The sequence below is a fragment of the Streptomyces sp. P9(2023) genome (assembly GCF_032436795.1).
Lineage (GTDB): Bacteria > Actinomycetota > Actinomycetes > Streptomycetales > Streptomycetaceae > Streptomyces.
Map to the genome: position 1 here is coordinate 44857 of NZ_JAUPWM010000024.1, position 24194 is coordinate 69050.

24 protein-coding genes, 1 pseudogene and 1 riboswitch are annotated in these 24194 nt (G+C 73.0%); of the genes and pseudogenes, 14 read left to right on the forward strand and 11 right to left on the reverse strand.

Going from position 1 to position 24194, the window contains the following annotated elements:
* Positions 1-53: 53 nt before the first annotated feature.
* From Q5762_RS25670 to Q5762_RS25685, 4 genes are all read left to right on the forward strand, one after another.
* Entirely contained in the window at positions 54-287 is a 234-nt protein-coding gene (locus Q5762_RS25670; RefSeq protein WP_315894602.1) for a hypothetical protein, read from the forward strand.
* Between the two features lie 99 nt (positions 288-386).
* Positions 387-1187 (forward strand): SURF1 family protein, encoded by an 801-nt coding sequence (locus tag Q5762_RS25675; protein ID WP_315894603.1) that lies wholly within the window; start codon positions 387-389, stop codon positions 1185-1187.
* 52 nt (positions 1188-1239) lie between these two features.
* Entirely contained in the window at positions 1240-3024 is a 1785-nt protein-coding gene (locus Q5762_RS25680; RefSeq protein ID WP_315894604.1) for a glycoside hydrolase family 15 protein, read from the forward strand.
* A gap of 5 nt (positions 3025-3029) precedes the next feature.
* Positions 3030-3785, forward strand: a complete 756-nt coding sequence (locus Q5762_RS25685; protein WP_315894605.1) for an SDR family oxidoreductase — start codon at positions 3030-3032, stop codon at positions 3783-3785.
* 7 nt (positions 3786-3792) lie between these two features.
* Here the strand turns inward: Q5762_RS25685 and amaP are convergent, their stop codons facing one another.
* Genes amaP through Q5762_RS25710 form a run of 5 tightly spaced genes read right to left on the reverse strand, consistent with a single transcriptional unit; the run spans position 3793 to position 6013 of the window.
* Positions 3793-4380, reverse strand: a complete 588-nt coding sequence (gene amaP, locus Q5762_RS25690; protein ID WP_315894606.1) for an alkaline shock response membrane anchor protein AmaP — start codon at positions 4378-4380, stop codon at positions 3793-3795.
* Complete coding sequence (locus tag Q5762_RS25695) at positions 4377-4988, reverse strand: DUF6286 domain-containing protein (RefSeq protein WP_315894607.1); 612 nt, start codon at positions 4986-4988, stop codon at positions 4377-4379. Before Q5762_RS25695 ends, amaP begins: the two co-directional genes overlap by 4 nt.
* On the reverse strand, positions 4985-5335 hold the full coding sequence (locus tag Q5762_RS25700; protein ID WP_315894608.1) for an iron-sulfur cluster assembly protein: 351 nt from the start codon (positions 5333-5335) through the stop codon (positions 4985-4987). The genes Q5762_RS25695 and Q5762_RS25700 overlap by 4 nt, the downstream gene beginning before the upstream one ends.
* Before the next feature lie 3 nt (positions 5336-5338).
* Entirely contained in the window at positions 5339-5530 is a 192-nt protein-coding gene (locus Q5762_RS25705; protein WP_315894609.1) for a hypothetical protein, read from the reverse strand.
* A 30-nt stretch (positions 5531-5560) separates the two neighbouring features.
* Positions 5561-6013: an Asp23/Gls24 family envelope stress response protein gene (locus Q5762_RS25710; RefSeq protein WP_315894610.1), complete on the reverse strand. Its 453-nt coding sequence runs from the start codon at positions 6011-6013 to the stop codon at positions 5561-5563.
* Positions 6014-6070: 57 nt separating this feature from the next.
* Between Q5762_RS25710 and Q5762_RS25715 the strand changes: the two genes are divergently transcribed.
* Positions 6071-6787, forward strand: coding sequence for a hypothetical protein (locus Q5762_RS25715; RefSeq protein ID WP_315894611.1), 717 nt, complete (start codon positions 6071-6073; stop codon positions 6785-6787).
* A gap of 21 nt (positions 6788-6808) precedes the next feature.
* Here the strand turns inward: Q5762_RS25715 and Q5762_RS25720 are convergent, their stop codons facing one another.
* The 3 genes from Q5762_RS25720 to Q5762_RS25730 form a co-directional block, all read right to left on the reverse strand.
* On the reverse strand, positions 6809-7606 hold the full coding sequence (locus Q5762_RS25720) for an enoyl-CoA hydratase/isomerase family protein (protein WP_315894612.1): 798 nt from the start codon (positions 7604-7606) through the stop codon (positions 6809-6811).
* A 119-nt stretch (positions 7607-7725) separates the two neighbouring features.
* Positions 7726-7947: a helix-turn-helix domain-containing protein gene (locus Q5762_RS25725; RefSeq protein ID WP_006123601.1), complete on the reverse strand. Its 222-nt coding sequence runs from the start codon at positions 7945-7947 to the stop codon at positions 7726-7728.
* Between the two features lie 344 nt (positions 7948-8291).
* Complete coding sequence (locus Q5762_RS25730) at positions 8292-9890, reverse strand: ABC-F family ATP-binding cassette domain-containing protein (RefSeq protein WP_315894613.1); 1599 nt, start codon at positions 9888-9890, stop codon at positions 8292-8294.
* Positions 9891-10156: 266 nt separating this feature from the next.
* On the opposite strand from Q5762_RS25730, the gene Q5762_RS25735 reads away from it, so the two are divergent.
* Both Q5762_RS25735 and Q5762_RS25740 read left to right on the forward strand, forming a co-directional pair.
* Positions 10157-11047, forward strand: coding sequence for a neutral zinc metallopeptidase (locus Q5762_RS25735; RefSeq protein WP_315894614.1), 891 nt, complete (start codon positions 10157-10159; stop codon positions 11045-11047).
* Between the two features lie 74 nt (positions 11048-11121).
* Positions 11122-11523: a VOC family protein gene (locus Q5762_RS25740; protein WP_315894615.1), complete on the forward strand. Its 402-nt coding sequence runs from the start codon at positions 11122-11124 to the stop codon at positions 11521-11523.
* Positions 11524-11553: 30 nt separating this feature from the next.
* Here the strand turns inward: Q5762_RS25740 and Q5762_RS25745 are convergent, their stop codons facing one another.
* Both Q5762_RS25745 and Q5762_RS25750 read right to left on the reverse strand, forming a co-directional pair.
* The gene (locus Q5762_RS25745; RefSeq protein WP_399495265.1) at positions 11554-13098 is read right to left on the reverse strand and encodes a hypothetical protein; all 1545 of its coding nucleotides are present in this window, start codon (positions 13096-13098) and stop codon (positions 11554-11556) included.
* 165 nt (positions 13099-13263) lie between these two features.
* Positions 13264-14391, reverse strand: coding sequence for an alpha/beta fold hydrolase (locus tag Q5762_RS25750; RefSeq protein ID WP_315894617.1), 1128 nt, complete (start codon positions 14389-14391; stop codon positions 13264-13266).
* A gap of 375 nt (positions 14392-14766) precedes the next feature.
* On the opposite strand from Q5762_RS25750, the gene Q5762_RS25755 reads away from it, so the two are divergent.
* The 7 genes from Q5762_RS25755 to Q5762_RS25785 all read left to right on the forward strand — a co-directional run bounded on the left by Q5762_RS25755 (position 14767) and on the right by Q5762_RS25785 (position 23400).
* The gene (locus tag Q5762_RS25755) at positions 14767-16032 is read left to right on the forward strand and encodes an anion permease (RefSeq protein ID WP_315894618.1); all 1266 of its coding nucleotides are present in this window, start codon (positions 14767-14769) and stop codon (positions 16030-16032) included.
* 12 nt (positions 16033-16044) lie between these two features.
* Positions 16045-16266 (forward strand): hypothetical protein, encoded by a 222-nt coding sequence (locus Q5762_RS25760; RefSeq protein ID WP_315894619.1) that lies wholly within the window; start codon positions 16045-16047, stop codon positions 16264-16266.
* Between the two features lie 149 nt (positions 16267-16415).
* A riboswitch (cobalamin riboswitch) is annotated at positions 16416-16561 on the forward strand.
* A gap of 31 nt (positions 16562-16592) precedes the next feature.
* Complete coding sequence (locus Q5762_RS25765; protein WP_315894620.1) at positions 16593-17558, forward strand: cobalamin biosynthesis protein; 966 nt, start codon at positions 16593-16595, stop codon at positions 17556-17558.
* Positions 17555-19105: a cobyric acid synthase gene (locus tag Q5762_RS25770; RefSeq protein ID WP_315894621.1), complete on the forward strand. Its 1551-nt coding sequence runs from the start codon at positions 17555-17557 to the stop codon at positions 19103-19105. Before Q5762_RS25765 ends, Q5762_RS25770 begins: the two co-directional genes overlap by 4 nt.
* Positions 19106-19361: 256 nt before the next feature.
* The gene (locus Q5762_RS25775; protein ID WP_315894622.1) at positions 19362-21398 is read left to right on the forward strand and encodes a putative cobaltochelatase; all 2037 of its coding nucleotides are present in this window, start codon (positions 19362-19364) and stop codon (positions 21396-21398) included.
* Positions 21398-22006, forward strand: a complete 609-nt coding sequence (gene cobO, locus Q5762_RS25780) for a cob(I)yrinic acid a,c-diamide adenosyltransferase (protein WP_158986079.1) — start codon at positions 21398-21400, stop codon at positions 22004-22006. Before Q5762_RS25775 ends, cobO begins: the two co-directional genes overlap by 1 nt.
* A complete protein-coding gene (locus Q5762_RS25785) occupies positions 22000-23400 on the forward strand; it encodes a cobyrinate a,c-diamide synthase (RefSeq protein ID WP_315894623.1) in 1401 nt (466 codons plus the stop codon). The genes cobO and Q5762_RS25785 overlap by 7 nt, the downstream gene beginning before the upstream one ends.
* Positions 23401-23402: 2 nt before the next feature.
* On the opposite strand, the pseudogene Q5762_RS25790 reads toward Q5762_RS25785, so the two are convergent.
* A pseudogene (locus tag Q5762_RS25790) lies at positions 23403-24192 on the reverse strand (ZIP family metal transporter).
* Between the last annotated feature and the right edge of the window lie 2 nt (positions 24193-24194).

Here is a 24194-nt window from a genome sequence, read left to right on the forward strand (position 1 = left end):
GCACCGGGCGTGCCGCCTTCACCTCGTCCGGCGGGAGCAGCACCCTGTGGCGCATGGCACGTTGTGAGGTCTGCGGAAACGATTACGGCATGTCCTTCGAGGTGCACGCGCAGGGCGCGGTGCACGTCTTCGACTGCTTCTCCTGCGCCATTCACCGCATGGCGCCGATCTGTGAGCACTGCCGGGTGTCGATCATCGGCCAGGGCGTCGAGGTCGAGGGGAACTGGTACTGCGGCGCCCACTGCGCCCGCGCGGAGGGAAAGGCGGGCATCGTCGACAGGGTCTGACCCGGGAGCCCGGTCGAGCGGCCGGCCGGGAGCCCGGTCGAACGGTCCGACCGGAACCCCCGTGCGTGCACCCCATGACCACAGTTGTACGGTCATGGGGTGTACCGCTTCCTGTTGTCCCGGCAGTGGGTGATCCTCACCCTCGTCGCCCTCGCCCTCGTCCCGACGATGATCGAGCTGGGCTTCTGGCAGTTCCACCGGCACGAGCGGCGGGTCGCCCAGAACGCCCTGATCGCGGACAACCTCCAGGCGAAGCCCCGCCCCGTCGAGGAGCTGACCTCCCCCGGCCACACCGTCCCGCGCGCCGACTACTGGCGTACGGTCACGGCCACCGGCACCTTCGACACCGCCCACGAGGTCGTCGTCCGGCGGCGCACGAACGCCGACGACCAGCAGGGCGTCATGGTGCTCACCCCGCTGGTCCTGAAGGACGGCAGGGCCGTCGTCGTCAACCGCGGCTGGGTCCCCGCCTCACCGGACCAGAAGGCGTACCCCGAGGTCCCGCCCGCCCCCAAGGGTCAGGTGACCGTGACCGGCCGGCTCAAGGCCGACGAGACGACCGGCGCCAGCGGCATCAAGGACCTGCGCGGGCTGCCGGACCGTCAGGTGATGCTGATCAACAGCGCCCAGCAGGCCGAGCTGACCGGCCTCACCGTGCTCGGCGGCTACGTCGAGCAGACCGCGCCCGAGCCGCCCGGCGGCTCCCCCGAAACGGTCCCCGAGCCCGACCACGACTCGATCGGCGCACATATGGCGTACGCCGTTCAGTGGTGGCTCTTCACGGCCGGTGTGCCCGTCGGCTGGGTGATCCTGGTGCGTCGCGAGAAGAAGGACCGGGAGGCCGCGGCCCGCACCGAGGGCGGCACGGGGGCTCCCGAACCTGAGCCCGCCGCGGTGTAGGCCACAGCGGCCCGCTGATTGACCGTCGTTCCGTGCGGGAACACGCCAAAGCGTGACGCAAAGTATCGACGACTACGCCCTCATCGGCGATCTCCAGACCGCCGCGCTCGTCGGACGCGACGGGTCGATCGACTGGCTGTGTCTGCCGCGCTTCGACTCGGCGGCCTGCTTCGCCGCGCTCCTCGGCGACGAGGAGAACGGCCACTGGCGGATCGCGCCCAAGGGCGCCACGACCTGCACCACCCGGGGCTACGCCGGCGACTCGCTGGTCCTGGAGACGTACTGGGAGACCCGTACGGGCACCGTGAAGGTCGTCGACTTCATGCCGCAGCGCGACACGGCGCCCGATGTCATGCGGATCGTGGAGGGCGTCAGCGGCACCGTCGAGATGAGCTCGGTGCTCCGGCTGCGCTTCGACTACGGCTCGATCGTGCCGTGGGTGCGGCGCAGCGACGGCCACCGGGTGGCCGTCGCGGGGCCCGACTCGGTCTGGTTCCGGAGCGAGCCGCCGGTGAAGACCTGGGGGCAGCAGTTCTCGACCTGCTCGTCGTTCACGGTCGACGCGGGCGAGAAGGTCGCGTTCGTGCTCACCTGGCACCCGTCGCACGAGCCGCGCCCCGAGCTGATCGATCCGTTCAGCGCGCTCGACCAGTGTCTGACGGACTGGCGGGACTGGGCGTCGCGCTGCACGTACGAGGGGCCGTACCGCGAGGAGGTGCTGCGCTCGCTGCTCACCCTGAAGGCGCTCACCTACGCACCGACCGGCGGGATCATGGCCGCCCCGACCACCTCCCTGCCGGAGGAGATCGGCGGCGTACGGAACTGGGACTACCGCTCCTGCTGGCTGCGCGACTCCACCTTCACCCTCGATGCGCTCATTTCGGCCGGTTACGTCGACGAGGCGGCGGCGTGGCGTGACTGGCTGCTGCGGGCGGTGGCGGGCGATCCGGCCGATCTGCAGATCATGTACGGGCCGGCCGGTGAGCGGCGGCTGCCCGAGATGGAGCTGCCCTGGCTGCGCGGCCACGGCGACTCGGCGCCGGTACGGATCGGGAACGCGGCCGTGGAGCAGTTCCAGCTCGACGTGTACGGCGAGGTCATGGACTCGCTCCTGATGGCGCGGGAGGCCGGGATTCCGCCGGCCGCGCCCGCCTGGAACCTGCAGCTGAGCCTGCTCGGCTTCCTGGAGTCGACCTGGCGGGAGCCGGACGAGGGGCTGTGGGAGGTGCGCGGGCCGCGCCGGCACTTCGTGCACTCGAAGGTGATGGCCTGGGTGGCGGCCGACCGAGCGGTGCGCACGCTGGAGTCCGACCCTTCGCTGCGCGGTGATCCGGCGCGGTGGAGGGTGCTGCGGGACGAGATCCACGCGGAGGTGTGCGACAAGGGGTACGACCCCGAGCGCAACACCTTCACCCAGTCGTACGGCTCCCAGGAGCTGGACGCGGCGACGCTGCTGATCCCCCGGGTCGGGTTCCTGCCGGCGGACGATCCGCGGGTGGTGGGGACGGTGGACGCGGTACGGGAGGAGCTGACGCACGGCGGCTTCGTGCGCCGCTACAGCACGAAGGGCCGCTCGGTCGACGGCCTGCCGGGCGGCGAGGGAACGTTTCTGGTCTGCTCGTTCTGGATGGCGGACGCGCTGCGGATGACGGGGCGGGAGGACGAGGCGCGGGAGCTGTTCGAGCGCCTGCTGGAGCTCCGTAACGACGTCGGGCTGCTCGCGGAGGAGTACGACCCGGTGGCGCGGCGTCAGCTGGGCAACTTCCCGCAGGCGTTCAGCCACATCGGTCTGGTGGGGACCGCTCTCGCGCTGGGCGCGGAGGACGCGGCAGGATAGGGCGCATGGATCTTGGACTGAAGGACCGGGTGTACGTGGTGACCGGCGGGACGCGGGGGCTCGGCCGTGCCTCGGCCGAAGCGCTGCTCGCCGAGGGCGCGAAGGTGCTGGTCACCGGGCGCGAGGAGAAGACGGTCGCGGAGGCGGTCGCGGAGCTGGGTCCGAACGCGGCCGGTCTGGCCGCCGACAACGCGGACCCGGAGGCGCCGGCCCGGCTGATCGCGGAGGCGCGGTCCCGGTTCGGGGGCTTCGACGGCATCCTCGTGAGCGTGGGCGGTCCTGCGCCGGGCTTCGCCGCGGACAACACCGACGAGCAGTGGGCGGCGGCGTTCGACAGCGTGTTCCTGGGGGCGGTGCGGATGGCGCGGGCGGCGGCGGAGGCGCTGGCCGAGGGCGGGGTCATCGGCTTCGTCCTGTCGGGCTCGGTCCACGAGCCGATCCCGGGCCTGACGATCTCCAACGGCCTGCGGCCGGGCCTCGCCGGCTTCGCGAAGTCCCTGGCGGGGGACCTGGGCCCGCGGGGCATCCGGGTGGTGGGCGTCCTACCGGGCCGGATCGACACGGACCGGGTGCGCCAACTGGACGCCCTGTCGGGCGACGCGGACGCGTCCCGCACGACGAACGAGTCCCGCATCCCGCTGCGCCGCTACGGCACGCCGGAGGAGTACGGCCGTACGGCAGCGTTCCTGCTGTCGCCGGCGGCGTCGTACGTGACGGGCGTGATGCTGTCGGTGGACGGCGGCGCGCGTCACGGCTTCTGAGAGGACCTCACGTCACCCTCCGCGCACGGTGTTTGACCGCGCGGAGGCGGGCCTCCGTGGGTAGAGCGGGGAGGCCCGTTGAGGTGCGGGCGTTGGAGAGGGCCTCCGTGGACAAGGCCGTCAGCGCAGCGCCTGGGGACGCGTACGGTTCCAGGAGCAACGCCACCCGCGTTCTCGGGGCCGTGCGGCGGCCCGTCAGGGCTACCCGGGCGCGGGCCACGCCGTCCTGGGCCACCGCGTCCGCCTCCAGGACGCTCTCCAGGGTCCGGCCCCGTAGCGTCGCCCCCTCCCCGTCCCCCGTGTCGATGAGGACCTCCGCCAGCCGGGCGCGCCGGAACTGGGCCAGCAGCCACCACAGGGCGAGCAGCACGACGACGCCCAGGACGGCGATCACCACCGGCCACCACCAGCCCTCGTCGCGCCACCGCAGCCGGTCCGCCCGGCTCACCAGCACGTCGGAGGGGCCCGACCACGGCCACCACGACGGCACCGCCAGGTCGAACCCGGCGGCGAGGACCGCCCCGCCGGCGGCGACGAGCGCAAGGCCGATCAGGGCGAGCAGCACGCGGTTGACGCGGCGCAGGACGACGGTCACACCCGTCCCCCCTTCGTCGGCGGGCGGCCCACCCGGACCGTCAGCGCCGGCGGCCGCGCGAGGCCCAGGTCGTCGATGCCGGTGCCGAGGACGCTCTCCACGTCGGCGCGGACCTCGTCGAGTTCGCGGAAGTGCGAGACCGCCCGGACCGCGACCTTCTTGCGCCCCATCCGTACCCGTACCGACTGCACGCCCGAGACCTCCATCGCCCGGTCCCGCAGCGTCAGCTCCGCCGCCTTCCGGTCGAGTCCGGCCCGTACGTCGGTGTGGGCGCGGCGCATCGGCAGCACCGCCCGCAGCCCCGGCGTGAACGCCAGGATCAGCAGCCAGACACCGAGAACGACCGCTACGATCGCGCCCGCCAGCACCCAGGCGTTGTCGAGCGGCCGGGTCGCCAGGTCGTCGGCGAGTTCGCGGCGCCAGGCCATCGCCGTACGGTCGGCCCGTACGGCGGCGACGTCGTAGAGCAGCAGGCCCGTGCCGCCGAGAACGATCAGCGCGATCAGGGCCGCCGGGATCCTCCGTACCGCCCAGAAGCGGGGCGCCCCTGCCGCCGCAGGGGGATCCTCCAGTACCGGTACGTCCTCGGCGCCCGTGTCCGTCGTCATCGCAGCCTCCGCCCGTCCGACTCCCGCGCCGTACGCGGGGAGTGCAGCCGCTCGACGTGGACGGCCACCTCGGGAACCTCCATGCCCGCCAGCTCCCGTACGCGACGCATCACCTGGCTGCGCACCGCGCCGCACTGCCGGCCGAGGTCGGCGGGGTAGCCGAGCTCCAGGCTGACCGAGACCCGGGCCGTGTCACGGAGCACGACGACCGAGGCGTGCGGTGCCGAGCCGCCCGGGGGCACCACGTCGAGGGCCTCCCGCGCGGCGCGCGCGGCGATCTTGGCGACGACCCGGTCGGCGATCGTCGTCGCCCCACGGCCGGCCGGACCCACCCGGTCGACTGCCACCGGTCACCGCCGCCGGTCGCCGCGCTCGCGACCCCGGAAGAAGTCGCCGGGTTCGAGGTCCCCCTCCAGGAACCGCCCGACGACGAAGCCGACCGCGCCCAAGGCCGCGACCAGCACGAACGCCCCGAAGCCGCCGAAGTATCCGGCGAATCCGAGAGCCATTCCGGCCACCAGGCCGACCACCGCCATGCTCATGCTGAGCCCTTTCCGCCGGGACGCCAGCGGCTACTGGAGCCGCGTCTCCGGCACTTCTTCCTCTTCGTCCGGCAGCTTCACGTCGCTCACGGCGATGTTGACCTCGACGACCTCGAGGCCGGTCATCCGCTCGACGGCGGCGATGACGTTCTCGCGCACGGCCCCGGCGACGTCGGCGATGGAGACGCCGTACTCGACGACGATCTCCAGGTCGAGCGCGGTCTGCACCTCGCCGACCTCGGCCTTCACGCCCCGCGTGACGCCCGACTTGGTCCCTCCTCCGCCGGGCACCCGTTCGCGTACGGCGCCGAGCGTGCGGGAGAACCCGCTGCCCATGGCGTGGACCCCGTCGACCTCACGGGCGGCCAGTCCGGCGATCTTCTCGACGACGCCGTCGGCGATGGTGGTGCGGCCGCGGGCGGCCGGATCGCCGCCGCCCCGCTTGGTCACGGACGGTTCCTTGGGGTGTGCGGGATCATTCATCACCTTTCATCCCTTCCATGGAGATATCTGTGCCTTTGCCCACATTAGGCTGGAGCAATGACGACGACACCTGGGGTGGGATGGGCGCCGGCGGCGGCGAGCGCGGTACGCGAGCGGCTCGGCCCCGGCCGGCTGCTGCCGCTCGGGGAGGCGGCGGACGGCGCGTGGCTGGCGGAGCGCGCGGCCCGGGCGGTGCTGCTGCGGGCGGCGGGAGCGGTACGGGGCGTGGTACCGGGGGCGCTGCGGGTGGGGCTCGCGACAGCCGGCCGGAAGGCGCCGTGGCCCGTACCGCCGGGCGGGCTGCCGCCGGGGACGCTGCGGATCACCGGGGAGTTCGCGGCGGAGGCCGCGCGGGTGGCGGACCGGCCGCTGCCGGAGCTGGCCGAGGCCGTGCGCGGGGCGCTGTTCGCCTCGGCGGAGCGGGAGTTGGGGCTCGCGGTGGTGGCGGTGGACCTGCGGGTGACGGGTCTCGCGGAGGCGGCTCCGGATTCCCCGGCCACCACTCCCCCACCTGGGCGAACCGCCGCCCGGGTGACCGCCAGGCCGACGACCGATGACCCGGTGGCCCGGGCGGTACTCGGTGTGCCGGGCGTGGCGGGGCTGACGTCGGTGCTGGGCCGCCCGGTCCACCGCACACCCGGGGCGCTACGGGTGGAACTGGCGGTCTTCCCCGGTCACCGCGCCCTCGACGTGGCCCGAGCCGCCCGCACCCGGGCAGCCGAAGCGGCCCCCGCGGCGACGGCGGTCACGGTCCTGGTCGCCGAGATCCGCTGAAGGACCGCCGTCCCCGCGGTCTCAGTCCCCCAGTCCCGCCAGGTCGCGCAGGCGGCGGGCCTGGGCGGCGCGTTCGGCGGTGCGCTGGGCCTCGTACGTACGGTCGGAGGCACCCTGGAGCAGCGCCTTGGTCTCGATCACCGCGTCGCGCGGCCCGGCGAGCAGCGCGGCGGTCAAGTCCCGTACGGCGCCGTCGAGTTCGTCGACGGGCACGGCGATGTTGGCGAGGCCGATGCGCTCGGCCTCCTGCGCGTGGACGAAGCGGCCCGTGGCGCAGATTTCGAGCGCACGGGCATAGCCGACAAGACCCACGAGCGGGTGCGTGCCGGTGAGGTCGGGGACGAGTCCCAGGCTGGTCTCGCGCATGGCGAACTGCACGTCGTCGGCGACGACCCGCAGGTCGCAGGCGAGGGCGAGCTGGAAGCCGGCGCCGATGGCGTGCCCCTGGACGGCCGCGATCGACACGATGTCGCTACGGCGCCACCAGGTGAACGCCTCCTGGTACTCGGAAATGACCGCGTCCAGGTCCTCGTCCGAACCCCGTGCCAGGTCCAGGAAGGACGGCTCTCCGTCGAAGCCCTCGGGCGTGAACGCCTGCCGGTCGAGCCCGGCGGAGAAGGACTTGCCCTCGCCGCGCAGGACGACGACCCGCACGCTGCCCGGCAGTGACCGGCCGGCCTCCGTCAACGCCCGCCACAGAGCGGGAGACTGGGCGTTGCGCTTCGCCGGATTGGTCAGAGTCACCGTGGCAACGGCGTCCTCGACGGTGAGCCGTACACCGTCCTTGTCGAACACGAGCACAGAGTCGAGCGAAGTCATGGGGCGCCTCCGGTTCCGGTGCAGCACTGCTAAGTGACTGCACAGTAACCACCCGGTCGGCCGCACGGGCGACCGGGTGGCCACCGCGAGAACCGATGGACCCGACGAACCGCGCCCAGTCAGGCCGAGGCGGCCTTCTTGCCCCGTGTCGCTCCGCCGCGTCCACGCAGCGTGACTCCGGACTCACTGAGCATCCGGTGGACGAATCCGTAGGAGCGGCCGGTTTCCTCGGCCAGCGCCCGGATGCTCGCACCGGAGTCGTACTTCTTCTTCAGGTCTGCCGCGAGCTTGTCGCGCGCGGCGCCGGTCACCCGGCTGCCCTTCTTCAGAGTCTCGGCCACCCGTGCCTCCTCATGGGAAGTGCGCTCTGGACTTCTCATGATCACCCCTTCCGGACGTCCTGGCCACCCATTCGACAAGGTCCGTGCCGCCGGGTTTGTGCTCCGACAGACCGTCGCCACGAGCGGAATCTTCGATTCCGGTGGGCATGATCCCCGCTCCCGGCCGCCCCCGGCCAGGAAGTGCCAGGTCAGCGCCGCACCGGAGGAACGAAGACGGCGCGGCCCTGGCGGAAGGATTCCGCACAGGGCCGCGCCGGGGAGTACGAGACGCCCTCACTCAGATGAAGGATCACCCATGAGCCGAATGATCCATAGCGAGATGATCAGGCGAGGGAGCCGGCTGATCAGGCGAGGGACACCAGGTCCTTGTAGTCCGGACCCCACAGGTCCTCGACACCGTCCGGGAGCAGGATGATCCGCTCCGGTTCCAGCGCGTCGACCGCGCCCTCGTCGTGCGTGACGAGCACGACCGCGCCCTTGTACGTGCGCAGCGCGCCGAGGATCTCCTCGCGGCTGGCCGGGTCGAGGTTGTTGGTCGGCTCGTCAAGGAGCAGCACGTTCGCCGAGGAGACCACCAGGGTCGCGAGGGCGAGGCGGGTCTTCTCACCACCGGAGAGGACCCCGGCCGGCTTGTCGACGTCGTCACCGGAGAAGAGGAAGGAACCGAGCGTCTTGCGCACCTCGACGAGGTCGAGGTCGGGCGCGGAGGAGCGCATGTTCTCCAGGACGGTGCGCTCCGGGTCGAGCGTCTCGTGCTCCTGGGCGTAGTAGCCGAGCTTGAGGCCGTGGCCCGGGGTCACCTCGCCGGTGTCGGCCTTCTCGGCCCCGGCGAGCAGCCGCAGCAGCGTGGTCTTGCCCGCGCCGTTGAGGCCGAGGATGACGACGCGCGAACCCTTGTCGATCGCGAGGTTCACATCGGTGAAGATCTCGAGCGAGCCGTACGACTTGGAGAGGCCCTCCGCGGTCAGCGGGGTCTTGCCGCAGGGCGCGGGCTCCGGGAAGCGGAGCTTGGCGACCTTGTCGGAGACGCGGACCGCGTCCAGGCCCGAGAGCAGGCGCTCGGCGCGCTTGGCCATGTTCTGCGCGGCGACGGTCTTGGTGGCCTTGGCGCGCATCTTGTCGGCCTGCGAGTTGAGGGCGGCCGCCTTCTTCTCGGCGTTCTGCCGCTCGCGCTTGCGGCGCTTCTCGTCGGCCTCGCGCTGCTGCTGGTAGAGCTTCCAGCCCATGTTGTAGACGTCGATCGTCGAGCGGTTGGCGTCCAGGTAGAAGACCTTGTTCACGACGGTCTCGACGAGGTCGACGTCGTGGGAGATGACGATGAAGCCACCGCGGTAGGTCTTGAGGTAGTCGCGCAGCCAGACGATGGAGTCGGCGTCGAGGTGGTTCGTGGGCTCGTCGAGGAGCAGGGTGTCGGCGTCGGAGAACAGGATCCGGGCCAGCTCGACCCGGCGGCGCTGACCACCGGAGAGCGTGTGCAGCGGCTGGCCGAGGACGCGGTCGGGGAGGCCGAGGGCGGCGGCGATGGTCGCGGCCTCTGCCTCGGCGGCGTACCCGCCCTTGGTGAGGAACTCGGTCTCCTGGCGCTCGTACTGCTTCATCGCCTTGTCGCGGGTGGCGCCGCTGCCGTTGGCGATGCGCTCCTCGTTCATCCGCATCTTCTTGATGAGGACGTCGAGGCCACGGGCGGAGAGGATGCGGTCGCGGGCCAGCGTGTCGAGGTCGCCGGTGCGCGGGTCCTGCGGGAGGTAGCCGACCTCGCCGGAGCGGGCGATCTGGCCGCCGGCGGGCTGGCCCTCGCCCGCGAGGCACTTGGTGAGGGTCGTCTTGCCCGCTCCGTTGCGGCCGACCAGGCCGATGCGGTCGCCCTTGGCGATGCGGAAGGAAGCGGACTCGATGAGGATGCGGGCGCCGGCGCGCAGCTCGATGCCGGAAGCGGTGATCACGGACAGACTCCAGGGCGGACGGTTCGGCGGAAAGGGCTGAGAGCGGATTCGACGCCGCTAGTCATGCGCGCGGAGAATGGCCATACGGCCAGTCTAACGGGCGCATGCAACTGCTTTTCGGCCACAGTCCGGGGCCTGCTCCCTGCCAGCCCTTTCCCCCGATACCGCCCACATCCGACAAAAAGAGCGATCCCTATCGGATTCGCCGATACTCGGGCGCAGGGCGGCGGCCACTGCCGCGGCAAGACGGCAGAGGGTGGTGGCCCATGCAGTTCGACGACGACGCCAACCTGGACACCTCGGAGGTCAAGGACGTCCGCGGCAGTCGGATCCCCGGCGGGAAGGCCACCGTCGGCGGCGGCATCGTCGGCTTCATCGCACTGATCCTCGGCTTGCTGTTCGGGGTGGGTCCCGAGCAGCTGGGGCTCTCCGCGGGCGACCCCGAGCCGGTCGCGACCTCGTCCTCGCTGGCCCAGGTCGAGCAGACCTGCCGGACCGGGGCGGACGCGAACACCCGCGAGGACTGCCGGATCGTCGCGGTCGTCAACAGCGTGCAGGACTTCTGGCGGGCGGAGTACGAGCGGCGCGGCGGCCGGTACGGGGACGCGCGCACGGTCATGTTCTCCAACCGGGTCGCGACCGCCTGCGGCTCGGCCACCTCCGCGGTCGGGCCCTTCTACTGCCCCGGCGACCGGCAGGTCTATCTGGACCTGGGCTTCTTCGACGAGCTGCGGACCACGTTCGGGTCGAGCGGCGGGCCCTTCGCCCAGGCGTACGTGGTGGCGCACGAGTACGGCCACCACGTGCAGAACACGATGGGCACCCTGGCCCGTTCCCAGGACGGCCGGGCGGGCGCGGACTCCAACGCCGTACGGGTCGAACTGCAGGCGGACTGCTACGCGGGCGTCTGGGCGCACCACGCCACGACGACGCCGGACGAGCAGACCGGCCGGCCCCTGCTGACGCGGCTGACGGACGCCGACATCCGGGACGGTCTGGACGCGGCGGCGGCGGTGGGCGACGACCGGATCCAGGAGAGGTTCCAGGGCCGGGTGACCCCGGAGAACTGGACGCACGGCTCGGCGGCGCAGCGCCAGCAGTGGTTCTACACCGGGTTCAAGACCGGCGACATGGCGCGGTGCAACACCTTCCGCTGACGCCCGCCGTTGTCAGTGCCGGATGCCAGACTGAGATCCAGGTCACATTCCCGCCGCGAGAAGGAGTGATCGGAATGGCTGAGGCACCCCATATCTGTCCGACCCTGACCTACCACGACGCGCACGCCGCGATCAGACAGCTCACGGAGGCGTTCGGCTTCACCCGCACCGCGGTGTTCGAGGGCGAGGACGGCAAGGTCGTACACGCCGAGCTGTCGTTCGGCAACGGCATGGTGATGCTCGGCAGCAAGGGCACGGGCAGCGAGTTCGACAAGCTGGTCGAGGGGTCCGGGCCCAGCGGGGTGTACGTCCACGTGGACGACGTGGACGAACACCACGCGCGGGCGGTGGCCCACGGCGTCGAGGTCCTGATGCCGCCGACGGACCAGGAGTACGGCTCGCGGGACTACATCGCGCGCGACGGCGAGGGGAACGTCTGGAGCTTCGGCACCTATCTGCCGGGGGCCACCGGCTGAGGCCCGGGCGCGGGGGCCCGGGCGCTGCCGTCAGGCTCCCCCGGTGTGCACCTGGAAGGCCGCCCGGCGGACCGCCTTGGCGAGGGCGGGGTCGGGGTGGGCCGCGGCGAGCGCGACCAGGACCTGGACCGTACGGGGGTGACCGACGGCGCGGATCTCGTCGAGGAGCGCCGGGACCGTGCCCTGGACGGCCGATTCCAGGTGACGTACGAGGAGCGTGCTCTCACCGTGGTCGGCGACGGCCGCGGCGGTGTCCACCCAGAGCCAGGTGGCCTCCTCGCGGGTGAGCACGTCCGGGGCGTCGTCGGGGTCGGCGCCTTCGTACTCGGCGAGCCAGAGCAGGGCGTACGGCCGGAGGGAGACCTCCTCGGCCGCGGCCCGGACCTCCGCCTCTGCGGGGGCTCCGACGACCCGCAGCGCCTCGAAGGCGAGGCCGCGCAGCAGGGCGTCCTCCCCGCGGGCGACGGCGAGGAGCTCGGCGACGGCGCTGGAGAGGGTGCGCGCGGCGAGCCAGGCGCGGTACTCGTCGCGGGCGGGCCCGGGGGTGAGGCCGGCGCAGCCGCGGAGCATGTCCTCGGCGGACTGCTCGATGTTGCCGGCCGGGCTCTGGGCGGCGACGCAGATCTGCTCCAGCTTGACCCAGACCGCCCAGTTGCCGAGCGGGGTCAGCGTGGCCTGACGGCCCTCGGGGCCCTCGCCGAGGGTCAGCGCGCCGACGGCGGCGAGGCCCTCCAGGGCCCAGTCGAGCAGCGCGGCGAGCCCGTGGGGGCCGGTGGCGGGCGGGGTGTCCCCGGGGGAGCCGGCGACGGCGCCCTCGGCGGGTGCGTCGACGGGGACCTCGCAGCGCTCCTCGCGCAGTTCGTCGACGCGCTGGCCGAGCAGGTCGAGCAGGGCGGGGACGGTCACCGGACCGGCCGAGAGCTGGAGGAGGGAGAGCACCTGGGGGACGGCCTCGACGACCTCGGCGACGGCGCCGGGGGCCACGTCCTCGGGGGCGGGGTGGACCAGGGACCAGGCGTCGAAGAGGGCGACCCAGCCGCGCAGCACGGCGGAGTCGTCGCGGTCCCAGGCGTGCAGCCGCCAGCCGGGGCGGGCGGTGTCGCCGTGGAGCTCCACGAGTCCGGCGAGCCGGGCCCGGTCCCAGCCGGCCCGGATCTGGCCGGGCGTCAGGTCCAGTGCGGCGGCGGCCCGTTCCTGGTGCGGCAGGGCGCGGGTCGCGGGGTCGGTACCGGCGCGGGTGCCGGGGGCGGTGGCAGCGGCGGCGGTGGCTGCCTGGCCGGTCGCCTCGCCGGCGGTCGTGTCGCGGGGGGCGGGGACGGCCTGGGGGCGGGCGTCGGCGGCGGCCTCGGGCCCGCCGTCGAGGGCGGCCCAGCGGGCGATCCGTACGGCGTCGGCGAGGACGGTCCGTGCCTGGCGGGCCAGTTCCGCGCGGGGCGGAGTGCCCTCCGGCGGGCGCGGGGCCGGGCGCGTGCGCCGGTTCGTCACGGCCCGCCGGGCGGTGGCGAGTGCCCGCGGACGGACAAGTCGGAGTCTGGAGTTGCGCGCCAAATGCTCATCGGGCTTTCGAGACGTCACGGGGGCAGTCTTCCCGTTGACGGCCCGAAAGCCCAATCGGAATCGAATACGCCGTCGCGCGGCCCTCGGCCGGGGCCCGGCGCGCGGCCCGCCGGAGGGTTTGCGGAATCCCGCGGGTGGCCTCCGGGAGGCCCGGCGGAGACCTGTCGGCAGCCCGCGGGACACCTACAGAAGAGGGGTGAGGAAGCGGCGCAGGGCCTCTTCGTAGCGGACCGGGTCGGCGTTCCACATCGCGGCGTGCGGTGCGCCGCGGACGGTGTGCAGGCTGACCAGTTCCGGGCGGCGGGCGGCCAGTTCGAGGGAGGGCTCCCAGGGGGCGATCGTGTCGTCGGGGCCGTGCATCACGAGCGTCGGTACGCGCAGGGCGGCCGGGTCGGCGGCCTCCGGGAGCCGGTCGCCGTGCGGCCAGCCCCGGCCCGTCGCGGCGCGGACGGCGAGCGGCAGCAGGGGGCCGGGGACGCGGTGGGCGGCGGCGAGGTTGCGCAGGGTGACCTCCCGGTCGAGGACCGGGGAATCCAGCACGAGGCCGCGGATCACGTCCCGTACGCCGGATTCGGCGGCGGCGTACAGGGCCATCGAGGCGCCGGTGGACCAACCGTGCAGCACGACGTGTTCGGCGCCCCGGCGGACGGCGTAGCGGATGGCGGCGTCGACGTCCCGCCACTCCGAGTCGCCGAGGTGGCCGAGGCCGTCCGGGGACGCGGGCGCGCCCTCGTCCCCGCGGTAGGAGAGGCAGAGGACGGGGATCGACCGGCGGGAGAGGAAGGGGACGAGGTTCAGGGGGTGCCGGCGGGTGGTGCCGATGCCGTGCAGGGCGATGACCCAGGTGGAGCGCGGGCCGGGGACGAGCCAGGCGGGCAGCGAGCCGAGCTCGCCGGGGATCTCGACGTCCTCGTGGGTGACGCCGAGGGCACTGTGCGGGTCCCCGCTGTGCAGCTCGGGCGTGAGCCGGACCCGGACGCCGGGCTCCAGGGAGCCGTGCTCGACGCGTTCCAGGCGGCGGACGACGGTGTCGGCGGTGTGCGGGACCCGGTCCAGGACGGGGCCGACGACCGCGTGGACGTCGGGGCCCTCGATCCCGTACGTACCGGGGCGCAGGGAGGCGAGGCTGCGGGTGAGGGTGACCTGGCCGGGACCCGTGGCGTGCACGGTGAGCCGGGGGTCGCCGGGCAGGGGCCGGCCGGACGTCGCCCTGAGGGCGACGTCGCCGGCGTACCGGCCGGCCGCGAACGCGGCCGCGCCGGCACCGAGCAGAGTGGTGACGGCCGCTGCCGTCGCTGTAGCCGGGCGCACGTCCCCAGTGTCGGCAGCCGGGGCCGGGGCTGCCACCGGACGAACCCGCCCGTGGCCGTCCCCGATCGGAGTGACGTGCGTCTCCTTCAGGGGTCCCCCGGTGGGCTGACGGGACGCCTGGGGCGTCCACGGGCTGACACGGGGCGAGCCGGGACGAAGCGGACGGGTTCGCCGGGGCCCTGTGGCGGCACGGATTACCCGGGGTCGCAGGGCGCCCACATCGTGGACAGAGCGTTCACGCGGGGCGTTCGAGGGGTCAAGCGGAATGCCCGGACCCCGATTTGGAACACCACAACGCCCGACCCAGTTCATCTTCCGTTCACTCAGGTTGCCTACGTTCGTCCAGCCACTGACGTCAAACGATTGCCTGGGTAAATGGAACACCTCACGCTGCTGCTCGCGATTGTGGTCGTGACAGCTCTCGTGTTCGATTTCACGAACGGTTTCCACGACACCGCCAACGCGATGGCGACGACCATCTCGACCGGTGCCCTCAAGCCCAAGACCGCGGTGGCGATGTCCGCCGTTCTCAACCTGGTCGGTGCGTTCCTGTCCGTGGAGGTCGCCAAGACGATCTCCGGCGGGATCATCAACGAACAGGGCATTCGTACCGAAGTGATCTTCGCGGCGCTCGTCGGCGCCATCCTCTGGAATCTGCTGACCTGGCTCCTGGGTCTGCCGTCCAGCTCCTCCCACGCCCTCTTCGGCGGACTCATCGGCGCGGCCGTGATGTCGGCCGGCTGGTCGGCCGTCAACGGCTCGACCGTGGTCAGCAAGGTCCTGATCCCCGCGATCGCCGCGCCGCTCGTCGCCGGCCTCGCCGCGATGGCGGCCACCAAGTTGACGTACAGGATCGGCGCGAAGACGGACACGAAGTCCACGGCCAAGGGCTACCGGGCCGGCCAGATCGCCTCCGCCGGTCTCGTCTCCCTCGCGCACGGCACCAACGACGCCCAGAAGACGATGGGTGTCATCACCCTCGCCCTGGTCACCGGCGGCGTCCTCGCCCCCGGCTCCAACCCCCCGATGTGGGTCGTCGTCTCCGCCGGTGTCGCCATCGCGCTCGGCACCTACCTCGGCGGCTGGCGCATCATCCGCACCATGGGCAAGGGCCTCACCGACCTCCAGCCGCAGCAGGGCTTCGCCGCCCAGACCAGCGCCGCGACGGTCATCCTGGCCTCGTCCAACCTGGGCTTCTCGCTCTCCACCACCCAGTCCTGCTCCGGCGCCGTAATGGGCGCGGGCCTCGGCCGCAAGGGCGGCGTCGTCCGCTGGTCGACCGCCACCCGGATGTTCGTCGCCTGGGGTCTGACCCTGCCCGCCGCGGGTCTGGTCGGCGCCGGCGCCGAGTTCCTCACCAAGCAGGGCAGCTGGGGCGTCGCCCTCGTCGCGGTCCTCCTCGTCGCCGGTTCGGGCGTCATCTGGGCGCTGTCCCGCCGCAAGCCGGTCGACCAGCACAACGTCACGGCCGACGAGATCGACGACGAGCCCGCGGGCGTCGTGACCACCGCCATCGCGGCCGTCACCCCGCCGGCCCCGGCCGGTTCCGTGGCCGCCGTCGCGGACGACCACCTCAAGACCACCATCCCCTCGCCGGCCCCCGCGGACCCGGCAGCCCCCGCCGCCTCGGCCGCGGTGTAAGGAACGGACGACATGAAGATCGACTGGGCAGCTCTCGGCTCCGTCTTCGGAGTCAGCCTCGTGGCGACCGTCGCCCTCGTGGGCCTCTTCACCCTCGGCATCATCGGCCTCTCCAAGCAGGAGCAGGCCGCCACCCAGGGCGGCTCGGCCGCGCTTGCGCGCACCGGCGCGTACGCCTGCTTCGCGTTCTGCGCGGCGGCCGTCGCGTACGGCATCTATCTGATCGTCGTCTGACCGATCGCGGTCCACGACGACCCCGCTTCGCACGGCCGGGCGGGTCGCACCTTCGGGTGCGGCCCGCCCGGTCGTCGTTCCGGGGTGCCGTGCGGGCGGCGTGTGGTGCTCCGCACACTGTCCCGCCGCAGGTCAAGGGTGAGTTGACGGGTGTTCGCACACGTGGTGGACTTCCGGGGCCATTACGGCGGCAAGCAGAGGAAGCCCGGTGCGAATCCGGCGCGGTCCCGCCACTGTGACCGGGGAGTCGAACCCCCGGGAGTCAGGAACTCTCGCCGCCGGTCACGTCGAGCCAGGGCGCGGACCCTGAGTGAGGACACACCGCCATGCCCGGCCGCAGCCGCAGTGCAGCCACAGGTGTATTCGCGTACGGCGCCGCCGCCGGTCTGGCCGCGGATCTGATCGTCGGCGACCCCCGCCGCGGCCATCCGGTCGCCGCGTTCGGACGCGCCGCGGGGGCGGTCGAGAAACTTGTCTGGCGCGACCACCGCGGGTGGGGCGCGCTGCACACCGCCGTCTGCGTGACGGGCGCCGCGGGCGCCGCCGCGCTGGCCGCCCGTACCGTACGCGACCACCCCCGGGCCTCCGCCGCGCTGACCGCCGCCGCCGTCTGGGCCGTCGTCGGCGGTACGACCCTGGGCCGGGAGGCCCGTGCGATCGGCGGGGCCCTGGCCGCCGGCGACCTGGAGGTGGCCCGCGAGCGGCTGCCGCATCTGGTGGGGCGCGACCCGCAGGCCCTGGACGGTCCGGCGATGGCCCGCGCGGTCGTGGAGTCCGTCGCCGAGAACACCTCCGACGCGGTGGTGGGGGCCCTGTTCTGGGGCGCGGTCGCGGGCGTTCCCGGTCTGGTCGGGTTCCGGGCGGTGAACACCCTGGACGCGATGGTCGGCCACAAGTCCGCGAAGTACCGGCGGTTCGGCTGGGCCTCGGCCCGGCTCGACGACGTGGCCGGCTGGCCGGGCGCCCGGCTGACGGCCGCGCTTGCCGCCGTCGGCGGCGACACCAAGGGCGCGGTCCGGGCCTGGCGTACGGACGCGGCGAAGCACCCGAGCCCCAACGCGGGCCCGGTGGAGGCGGCGTTCGCGGGGGCGCTCGGGGTACGGCTCGGCGGGACGCTCTCGTACGGCGGTCGGGTCGAGCACCGGCCGGTACTGAACGGGGAGGGGCGGGCCGTGGAGGTCGCGGACATCGAACGGGCGGTCCGGCTGTCGCGCCGGGTGACGGCGCTGACGCTGGCCGCCTGCGTGGGCGGACGGATCGTTGCGGGCGCGCTGAAGCGGAGGAAGGCATGAAGCGTGGTGGGGGGTTGCTGGTCGCCGGGACCACGTCCGACGCCGGCAAGAGTGTCGTCACGGCGGGCATCTGCCGTTGGCTGGTCCGGCAGGGTGTGAAGGTCGCCCCGTTCAAGGGGCAGAACATGTCCCTGAACTCCTTCGTGACCCGGGAGGGCGCGGAGATCGGCCGGGCGCAGGCCATGCAGGCGCAGGCGGCCCGGGTCGAGCCGACCGCGCTCATGAACCCCGTACTCCTGAAGCCGGGCAGCGACCGCTCCAGTCAGGTCGTCCTGATGGGCAAGCCGGTGGGCGAGTTGAGCGCCCGTGGTTACCACGGGGGCAGGCAGAAGGAGCTGTTCGATCCCGTGATGGCGTGCCTGGAGGAGCTGCGGGGCACGTATGACGCCGTGATCTGCGAGGGGGCGGGCAGTCCGGCCGAGATCAACCTGCGGCGTACGGACATCGTGAACATGGGCGTCGCGCGGGCCGCGCGCCTCCCGGTCCTCGTGGTCGGAGACATCGACAGGGGCGGGGTGTTCGCCCAGTTCTTCGGTACGACGGCGCTGCTCGCGCCCGAGGATCAGGAGCTGATCGCGGGCTATCTCGTGAACAAGTTCCGTGGCGACGTCTCGCTGTTGGAGCCCGGGCTCGACATGCTGTACGGGCTCACCGGGCGCCGGACCTTCGGTGTGCTGCCGTACGCGCACGGGCTCGGCATCGACGAGGAGGACGGGATGGGGGTGCCCCCTGGTCGAGCGAAGTCGAGACCTTGGGGGAGGGTCTCCCTGCGGGGCGCCGTCCGCGAGTCGGTCGTCGCGCCGCCGGTCGGCGCGGACGTGCTGCGGGTCGCCGTGTGCGCGGTGCCGTTGATGTCGAACTTCACCGATGTCGACGCGCTCGCCGCCGAACCTGGTGTCGTCGTGCGGTTCGTGGACCGGGCGGAGGAGCTGGTCGACGCGGATCTGGTGGTCGTGCCGGGGACGCGGGGGACCGTGAAGGCGCTGGCGTGGCTGCGTGAGCGCGGGCTCGCGGACGCGCTGGCGCGGCGGGCCGCCGAGGGGCGGCCGGTGCTTGGCATCTGTGGCGGCTTTCAGGTGCTCGGGGAGCTGATCGAGGACGACGTCGAGTCGAAGGCGGGGTCGGTGGACGGGCTCGGGCTGCTGCCCGTACGGGTGCGGTTCGCGGCCGAGAAGACGCTCGCGCGGCCGGTGGGTGAGGCGCTCGGGGAGCGGGTCGAGGGGTACGAGATCCATCATGGCGTCGCGGACGTGCTGGGCGGGGAACCCTTCCTGGACGGGTGCCGGGTCGGCGCGGTCTGGGGCACGCACTGGCACGGCTCGCTGGAGAGCGACGGGTTCCGGCGGGCGTTCCTGCGGGAGGTCGCGGCGGCGGCGGGGCGGCGGTTCGTGCCGGCTCCGGACACGTCGTTCGGGGCGCTGCGGGAGGAGCAGTTGGACCGCCTCGGTGACTTGATCGAGGAGCATGCGGACACGGATGGGTTGCTGCGGCTGATCGAGGACGGTCCCCCGGCTGGGGTGCCGTTCGTGCCGCCGGGGGCGCCGTGAGGGGGCCGGTGCGGGAGCGGTGCCGGGTGCGGCCCGGTGGGGGTGCGCCCGGTGGGGGTGCGCCCGGCCTTCGGCCGAGCTGGGATTCCCACCCTCCCCCAGAGCTTCGCCTGGGGGGACCCCCATCTCGCTCCGCACGCCCGTACGGCATGGAGAGCAGAGGTGCGGGTGGCCCATGTGGGGCGGCACCCGCCGTCGGCGGCTGCGGGCCGTCGAACGTACACGAGCGTCAGCGATCAGAAGGAGTGACCATCCGATGAGCAACCGCTATCCGTTCACCGCCGTCGTCGGCATGGACGATCTGCGGCTGGCGTTGTTGTTGAACGCCGTCAGCCCGGCGGTGGGTGGGGTTCTCGTGCGCGGTGAGAAGGGGACCGCCAAGTCGACCGCCGTGCGCGCGCTCGCCGACCTGTTGCCCGAGGTGCCCGTCGTCGCGGGCTGCCGGTTCAGCTGCGACCCGGCCGCGCCCGATCCGGCGTGCCCGGACGGGCCGCACGAGACCGCACCGGCCGCCTCGCGCCCCGCCCGTATGGTCGAGCTGCCCGTCGGCGCCTCCGAGGACCGGCTCGTCGGCGCGCTCGACATCGAACGGGCCCTCGCCGAGGGCGTGAAAGCCTTCGAGCCCGGGCTGCTCGCCGACGCGCACCGCGGGATCCTGTACGTGGACGAGGTCAACCTCCTCCACGACCACCTGATCGACCTGCTCCTCGACGCCGCCGCCATGGGCTCCTCGTACGTCGAGCGCGAAGGCGTCTCCGTACGGCACGCGGCGCGCTTCCTGCTCGTCGGCACGATGAACCCCGAAGAGGGCGAACTGCGGCCGCAGTTGCTGGACCGGTTCGGCCTGACCGTCGAGGTCGCGGCCTCCCGCGAGCCCGAGCAGCGGGTGGAGGTCGTCCGGCGGCGGCTGGCGTACGACGACGATCCGGCCGCGTTCGCCGCGCGCTGGGCGGGTGACGAGACCGCCCTGCGGGAGCGGATCGTCGCGGCGCGCGAGCTGCTGCCGAGCATCGTGCTCGGGGATGCCGCGCTGCTCCAGATCGCCGCGACCTGCGCCGCGTTCGAGGTGGACGGCATGCGCGCGGACATCGTGATGGCCCGGACGGCGACCGCGCTCGCCGCGTGGGCCGGGCGGACCGAGGTGACCTCCGACGACGTACGGCAGGCGGCGCTGCTCGCGCTTCCCCACCGCAGGCGGCGCAACCCCTTCGACGCGCCCGGCCTCGACGAGGACAAGCTCGACGAGACGCTGGAGCAGTTCAAGGGCGAGGACGACGAGGATCCCGACCCCGGGCCGGAGGGCCCCGGTGGTCCCGGTGGCGGGGGCGGTGTGCCGCCGCAGGGTGAGGGGCCGGAAGGTACGGCTCCGCAGGACACGGCTTCGCAGGACTCGGCTCCCGACGACGCGCCCGCGCCCGCTCCGCAGGGCCCCGGTGGCGCCGGTGAGCGGGCCGCCGTCAAGGCCGCCGAGCCGTTCCGTACGAAGATGCTCAGCGTGCCCGGGCTCGGCGAGGGCGCGTCCGGGCGTCGCTCCCGGGCCCGTACCGAGCACGGCAGGACGACCGGTGCCGTACGGCCCCGGGGCGCGCTGACCAAGCTGCACCTGGCCGCGACCGTGCACGCCGCCGCCCCGCACCAGAAGGCGCGCGGCAGGACAGGACCCGGGCTCGTGGTCCGCCGGGACGACCTGCGGCAGGCGACGCGCGAGGGCCGGGAGGGGAACCTGGTGCTGTTCGCCGTGGACGCCTCGGGTTCGATGGCCGCGCGGCAGCGGATGAGCGCGGTGAAGGGCGCGGTGCTGTCGCTGCTGCTCGACGCGTATCAGCGGCGCGACAAGGTCGGCCTGGTCACCTTCCGGGGCCGGGACGCGGAGGTGGCGCTGCCGCCGACCTCCTCCGTGGACGCCGCCGCCGCCCGGCTCGAACAACTGCCGACGGGCGGCCGTACGCCGCTGTCGGCGGGGCTGCTCAAGGCCCATGACGTACTGCGCGTCGAGCGGCTGCGCGACCCCTCGCGCCGGCCGCTGCTCGTCGTCGTGACCGACGGCCGGGCGACCGGCGGCGGCGCCGACCCGGTGGCGCTGGCCGCGCGCGCCGCGCGGCTGCACGCCGCCGAGGGCACGGCGGCCGTCGTCGTGGACTGCGAGACCGGTCCCGTACGGCTCGGTCTCGCCGGGGACCTCGCCCGTGAACTGGGCGGCACGGCCGTGACCTTGGACGAGCTGCGCGCCGACTCGATCGCCGGTCTCGTCAGGGACGTACAAGCCAACCACTCTGCCAGGAGGGCCGCTTAATGCCGCAGGGACAGCCGACCGTCGTTCCCGACGACGGTCTCACGACCCGTCAGCGCCGCAACCGGGCGCTGGTGATGGTCCACACGGGTGTCGGCAAGGGAAAGTCGACCGCCGCGTTCGGCATGGCGCTGCGCGCCTGGAACCAGGGCTGGCCCATCGGGGTGTTCCAGTTCGTCAAGTCCGCCAAGTGGAAGGTCGGCGAGGAGAACGCCCTCAAGGCGCTCGGCGAGACCGGCAAGGGCGGCACGGTCACCTGGAACAAGATGGGCGAGGGCTGGTCCTGGATCCAGCGCGAGGTCGCCGAGGGCGAGCAGTCCCACGAGGACAAGGCGCGCGAGGGCTGGGAGCAGGTCAAGCGGGACCTCGCGGAGGAGAAGTACAAGTTCTACGTCCTCGACGAGTTCGCCTACCTGCTGCACTGGGGCTGGATCGACACGAAGGAGGTCGTCGAGGTGCTCCGCGACCGGCCGGGTCATCAGCACGTCGTGATCACCGGCCGCAACGCGCCGCAGGAGCTGGTGGACTTCGCGGATCTGGTCACGGACATGTCGAAGGTGAAGCACCCGATGGACGCGGGTCAGAAGGGCCAGCGGGGCATCGAGTGGTAGCACGTCTCGTCATCGCCGCGCCGTCCTCCGGCGCGGGCAAGACCACGGTCGCGACCGGCCTGATGGCCGCGTTCGCCGGCCGTGGTCTGTCGGTCTCGCCGCACAAGGTCGGGCCGGACTACATCGACCCGGGGTACCACGCGCTCGCCACGGGCCGGCCGGGCCGCAACCTCGACGCTTACATGTGCGGTACGGGGCTGATCGCGCCGCTCTTCGAGCACGGGGCGCGCGGCTGCGACCTGGCGGTGGTCGAGGGCGTCATGGGCCTGTACGACGGGGCCGCCGACCAGGGCGAGCTGGCGTCGACGGCGCAGGTGGCGAAGGTGCTCAAGGCGCCGGTCGTGCTGGTCGTGGACGCGTCGTCGCAGTCGCGGTCGGTGGCGGCGCTGGTGCACGGGTTCGCGTCGTGGGATCCGGAGGTGCGGATCGGCGGGGTGATCCTGAACAAGGTCGCGTCGGATCGGCATGAGCATTTGTTGCGGGACGCGCTGGGTGGGTCGGGGGTGCCGGTACTGGGGGTACTGCGACGGGCGCCTTCTGTCGCGACGCCGTCCCGGCATCTTGGGCTTGTGCCGGTTGCCGAGCGGCAGGCCGCCGCCGTTGCCGCTGTGGCGGCGCAGGGGGAGCAGGTGCTTTCCGGGTGCGACCTGGATGCGCTGCTGGCCCTTGCGCATTCGGCGCCGCCGTTGCCTGGAGAGGCGTGGGACCCCGTGGGCGCCGTTCGTCTGCACGCCGGTGGGTCGGTTGTGCCCACCCGTTCCGCCCTGCGGAACGATTGCCCACAACCTCGCGTGGCGGTAGCTGGAGGCGCTGCCTTTACGTTCTCGTATGCCGAGCATGCCGAGTTGTTGACCGCAGCCGGGGCCGAGGTTGTCACCTTCGATCCGTTGCGGGATGAGGAGCTTCCCGCCGGTACCTCCGGGCTCGTCATAGGGGGCGGGTTTCCCGAGGTGTACGGGGACGAGTTGTCCGCCAATGAGCCGTTGCGTAGGGCCGTTGCCGAGTTGGCGGGCTCCGGGGCGCCGATCGCCGCCGAGTGTGCGGGGCTGCTGTACCTCGCGCGTTCGCTCGACGGGCGGCCCATGTGCGGCGTGCTCGACGCGGACGCGCGGATGTCGGAGCGGCTCACGCTCGGGTACCGGGACGCCGTCGCGGTGAGCGACAGCTCCCTCGCCGCCGCCGGGGCGCGGATGCGGGGGCACGAGTTCCACCGGACCGTGATCGAGCCGGGCGCGGGTACCGAGGCGGCCTGGGGGCTGCGGCAGCCGGAGCGGCGCCTGGAGGGGTTCGTACAGGAGGGGGTGCACGCGAGTTATGTGCACACCCACTGGGCGGGTGCCCCGGAGGCGGCCGTGCGGTTCGTGGAGCACTGCGCGAACGGGCCGGCCGCGTGAGATCAGCCGCCGGACAGGCCCACCACGACCCAGATGAAGGCCACGCCCGTCACCGTGCACAGCAGGGTGGAGCGGGCGGGGTGGGTGTGGTGGGCCTCGGGCAGGATCTCGGCGGCGGCGAGGTAGAGCAGGGCCCCGCCGAAGAAGCCGAGATAGCTGCCGAGCAGTTCCACCGGAAGGGTGAACAGCAGGGTGGACGCGGCTCCGACGATCGGGGCGAGCGCGTCCGCGACGAGCATCAGGATCGCCTTGCGCCGGGTGTTCCCGTACAGGCTGGTGATCGTGTACGTGTTGAATCCGTCGGCGAAGTCATGGGTGATGACGGCCGGCGCGACGGTCGCGCCCATGGCCCCGCCGACCTGGAAGGCGGCGCCGAGCGCGCTGCCGTCCATGAGGCTGTGGGCGACCATCGCCGCCGCCGCGGTGAGGCCGACCTGCGGCACCCGCCCTCCCGTCTCCCGGCCACCACCCCTCATCGAAGCGCTCTCGCGCTGCCCCCCAGTCTGCGCCGACCCCGTGCGCGGCCTGACGGACGGCCAGCAGCCGTTCCACGACATGGGCGAGGAGGAATCCGCCCACGAAGAGGAGCAGCGCCTGCGGCACCCCGAAGACCTCGTCGCCCGCGGCCTTCATGGCCTCCATGGCCTCCGGCAGGAGGTCGAGTCCGACCACGCCGAGCATCAGTCCGCCGGCCAGGCCGAGGACCAAGTGGCGCCGGTCGGTGACGCGCTGCGCCGTCCAGCCGCCGAAGAGCGTCATGAGGAACGCGCCGAGCGCGACGAGAACGGCCATGA

What these genes read in the sequence shown, in the direction of transcription:
- Q5762_RS25720 (WP_315894612.1), bottom strand. Translation starts at nt 7,606, where the DNA reads ATGACTTCGCTCGACTCTGTGCTCGTGTTCGACAAGGACGGTGTACGG.
- Q5762_RS25715 (WP_315894611.1), top strand. Translation starts at nt 6,071, where the DNA reads ATGACGACGACACCTGGGGTGGGATGGGCGCCGGCGGCGGCGAGCGCG.
- cobO (WP_158986079.1), top strand. Translation starts at nt 21,398, where the DNA reads ATGCCGCAGGGACAGCCGACCGTCGTTCCCGACGACGGTCTCACGACC.
- Q5762_RS25755 (WP_315894618.1), top strand. Translation starts at nt 14,767, where the DNA reads ATGGAACACCTCACGCTGCTGCTCGCGATTGTGGTCGTGACAGCTCTC.
- Q5762_RS25735 (WP_315894614.1), top strand. Translation starts at nt 10,157, where the DNA reads ATGCAGTTCGACGACGACGCCAACCTGGACACCTCGGAGGTCAAGGAC.
- Q5762_RS25705 (WP_315894609.1), bottom strand. Translation starts at nt 5,530, where the DNA reads ATGAGCATGGCGGTGGTCGGCCTGGTGGCCGGAATGGCTCTCGGATTC.
- Q5762_RS25695 (WP_315894607.1), bottom strand. Translation starts at nt 4,988, where the DNA reads ATGACGACGGACACGGGCGCCGAGGACGTACCGGTACTGGAGGATCCC.
- Q5762_RS25760 (WP_315894619.1), top strand. Translation starts at nt 16,045, where the DNA reads ATGAAGATCGACTGGGCAGCTCTCGGCTCCGTCTTCGGAGTCAGCCTC.
- Q5762_RS25685 (WP_315894605.1), top strand. Translation starts at nt 3,030, where the DNA reads ATGGATCTTGGACTGAAGGACCGGGTGTACGTGGTGACCGGCGGGACG.
- Q5762_RS25670 (WP_315894602.1), top strand. Translation starts at nt 54, where the DNA reads ATGGCACGTTGTGAGGTCTGCGGAAACGATTACGGCATGTCCTTCGAG.
- Q5762_RS25775 (WP_315894622.1), top strand. Translation starts at nt 19,362, where the DNA reads ATGAGCAACCGCTATCCGTTCACCGCCGTCGTCGGCATGGACGATCTG.
- Q5762_RS25710 (WP_315894610.1), bottom strand. Translation starts at nt 6,013, where the DNA reads ATGAATGATCCCGCACACCCCAAGGAACCGTCCGTGACCAAGCGGGGC.
- Q5762_RS25740 (WP_315894615.1), top strand. Translation starts at nt 11,122, where the DNA reads ATGGCTGAGGCACCCCATATCTGTCCGACCCTGACCTACCACGACGCG.
- Q5762_RS25770 (WP_315894621.1), top strand. Translation starts at nt 17,555, where the DNA reads ATGAAGCGTGGTGGGGGGTTGCTGGTCGCCGGGACCACGTCCGACGCC.
- Q5762_RS25765 (WP_315894620.1), top strand. Translation starts at nt 16,593, where the DNA reads ATGCCCGGCCGCAGCCGCAGTGCAGCCACAGGTGTATTCGCGTACGGC.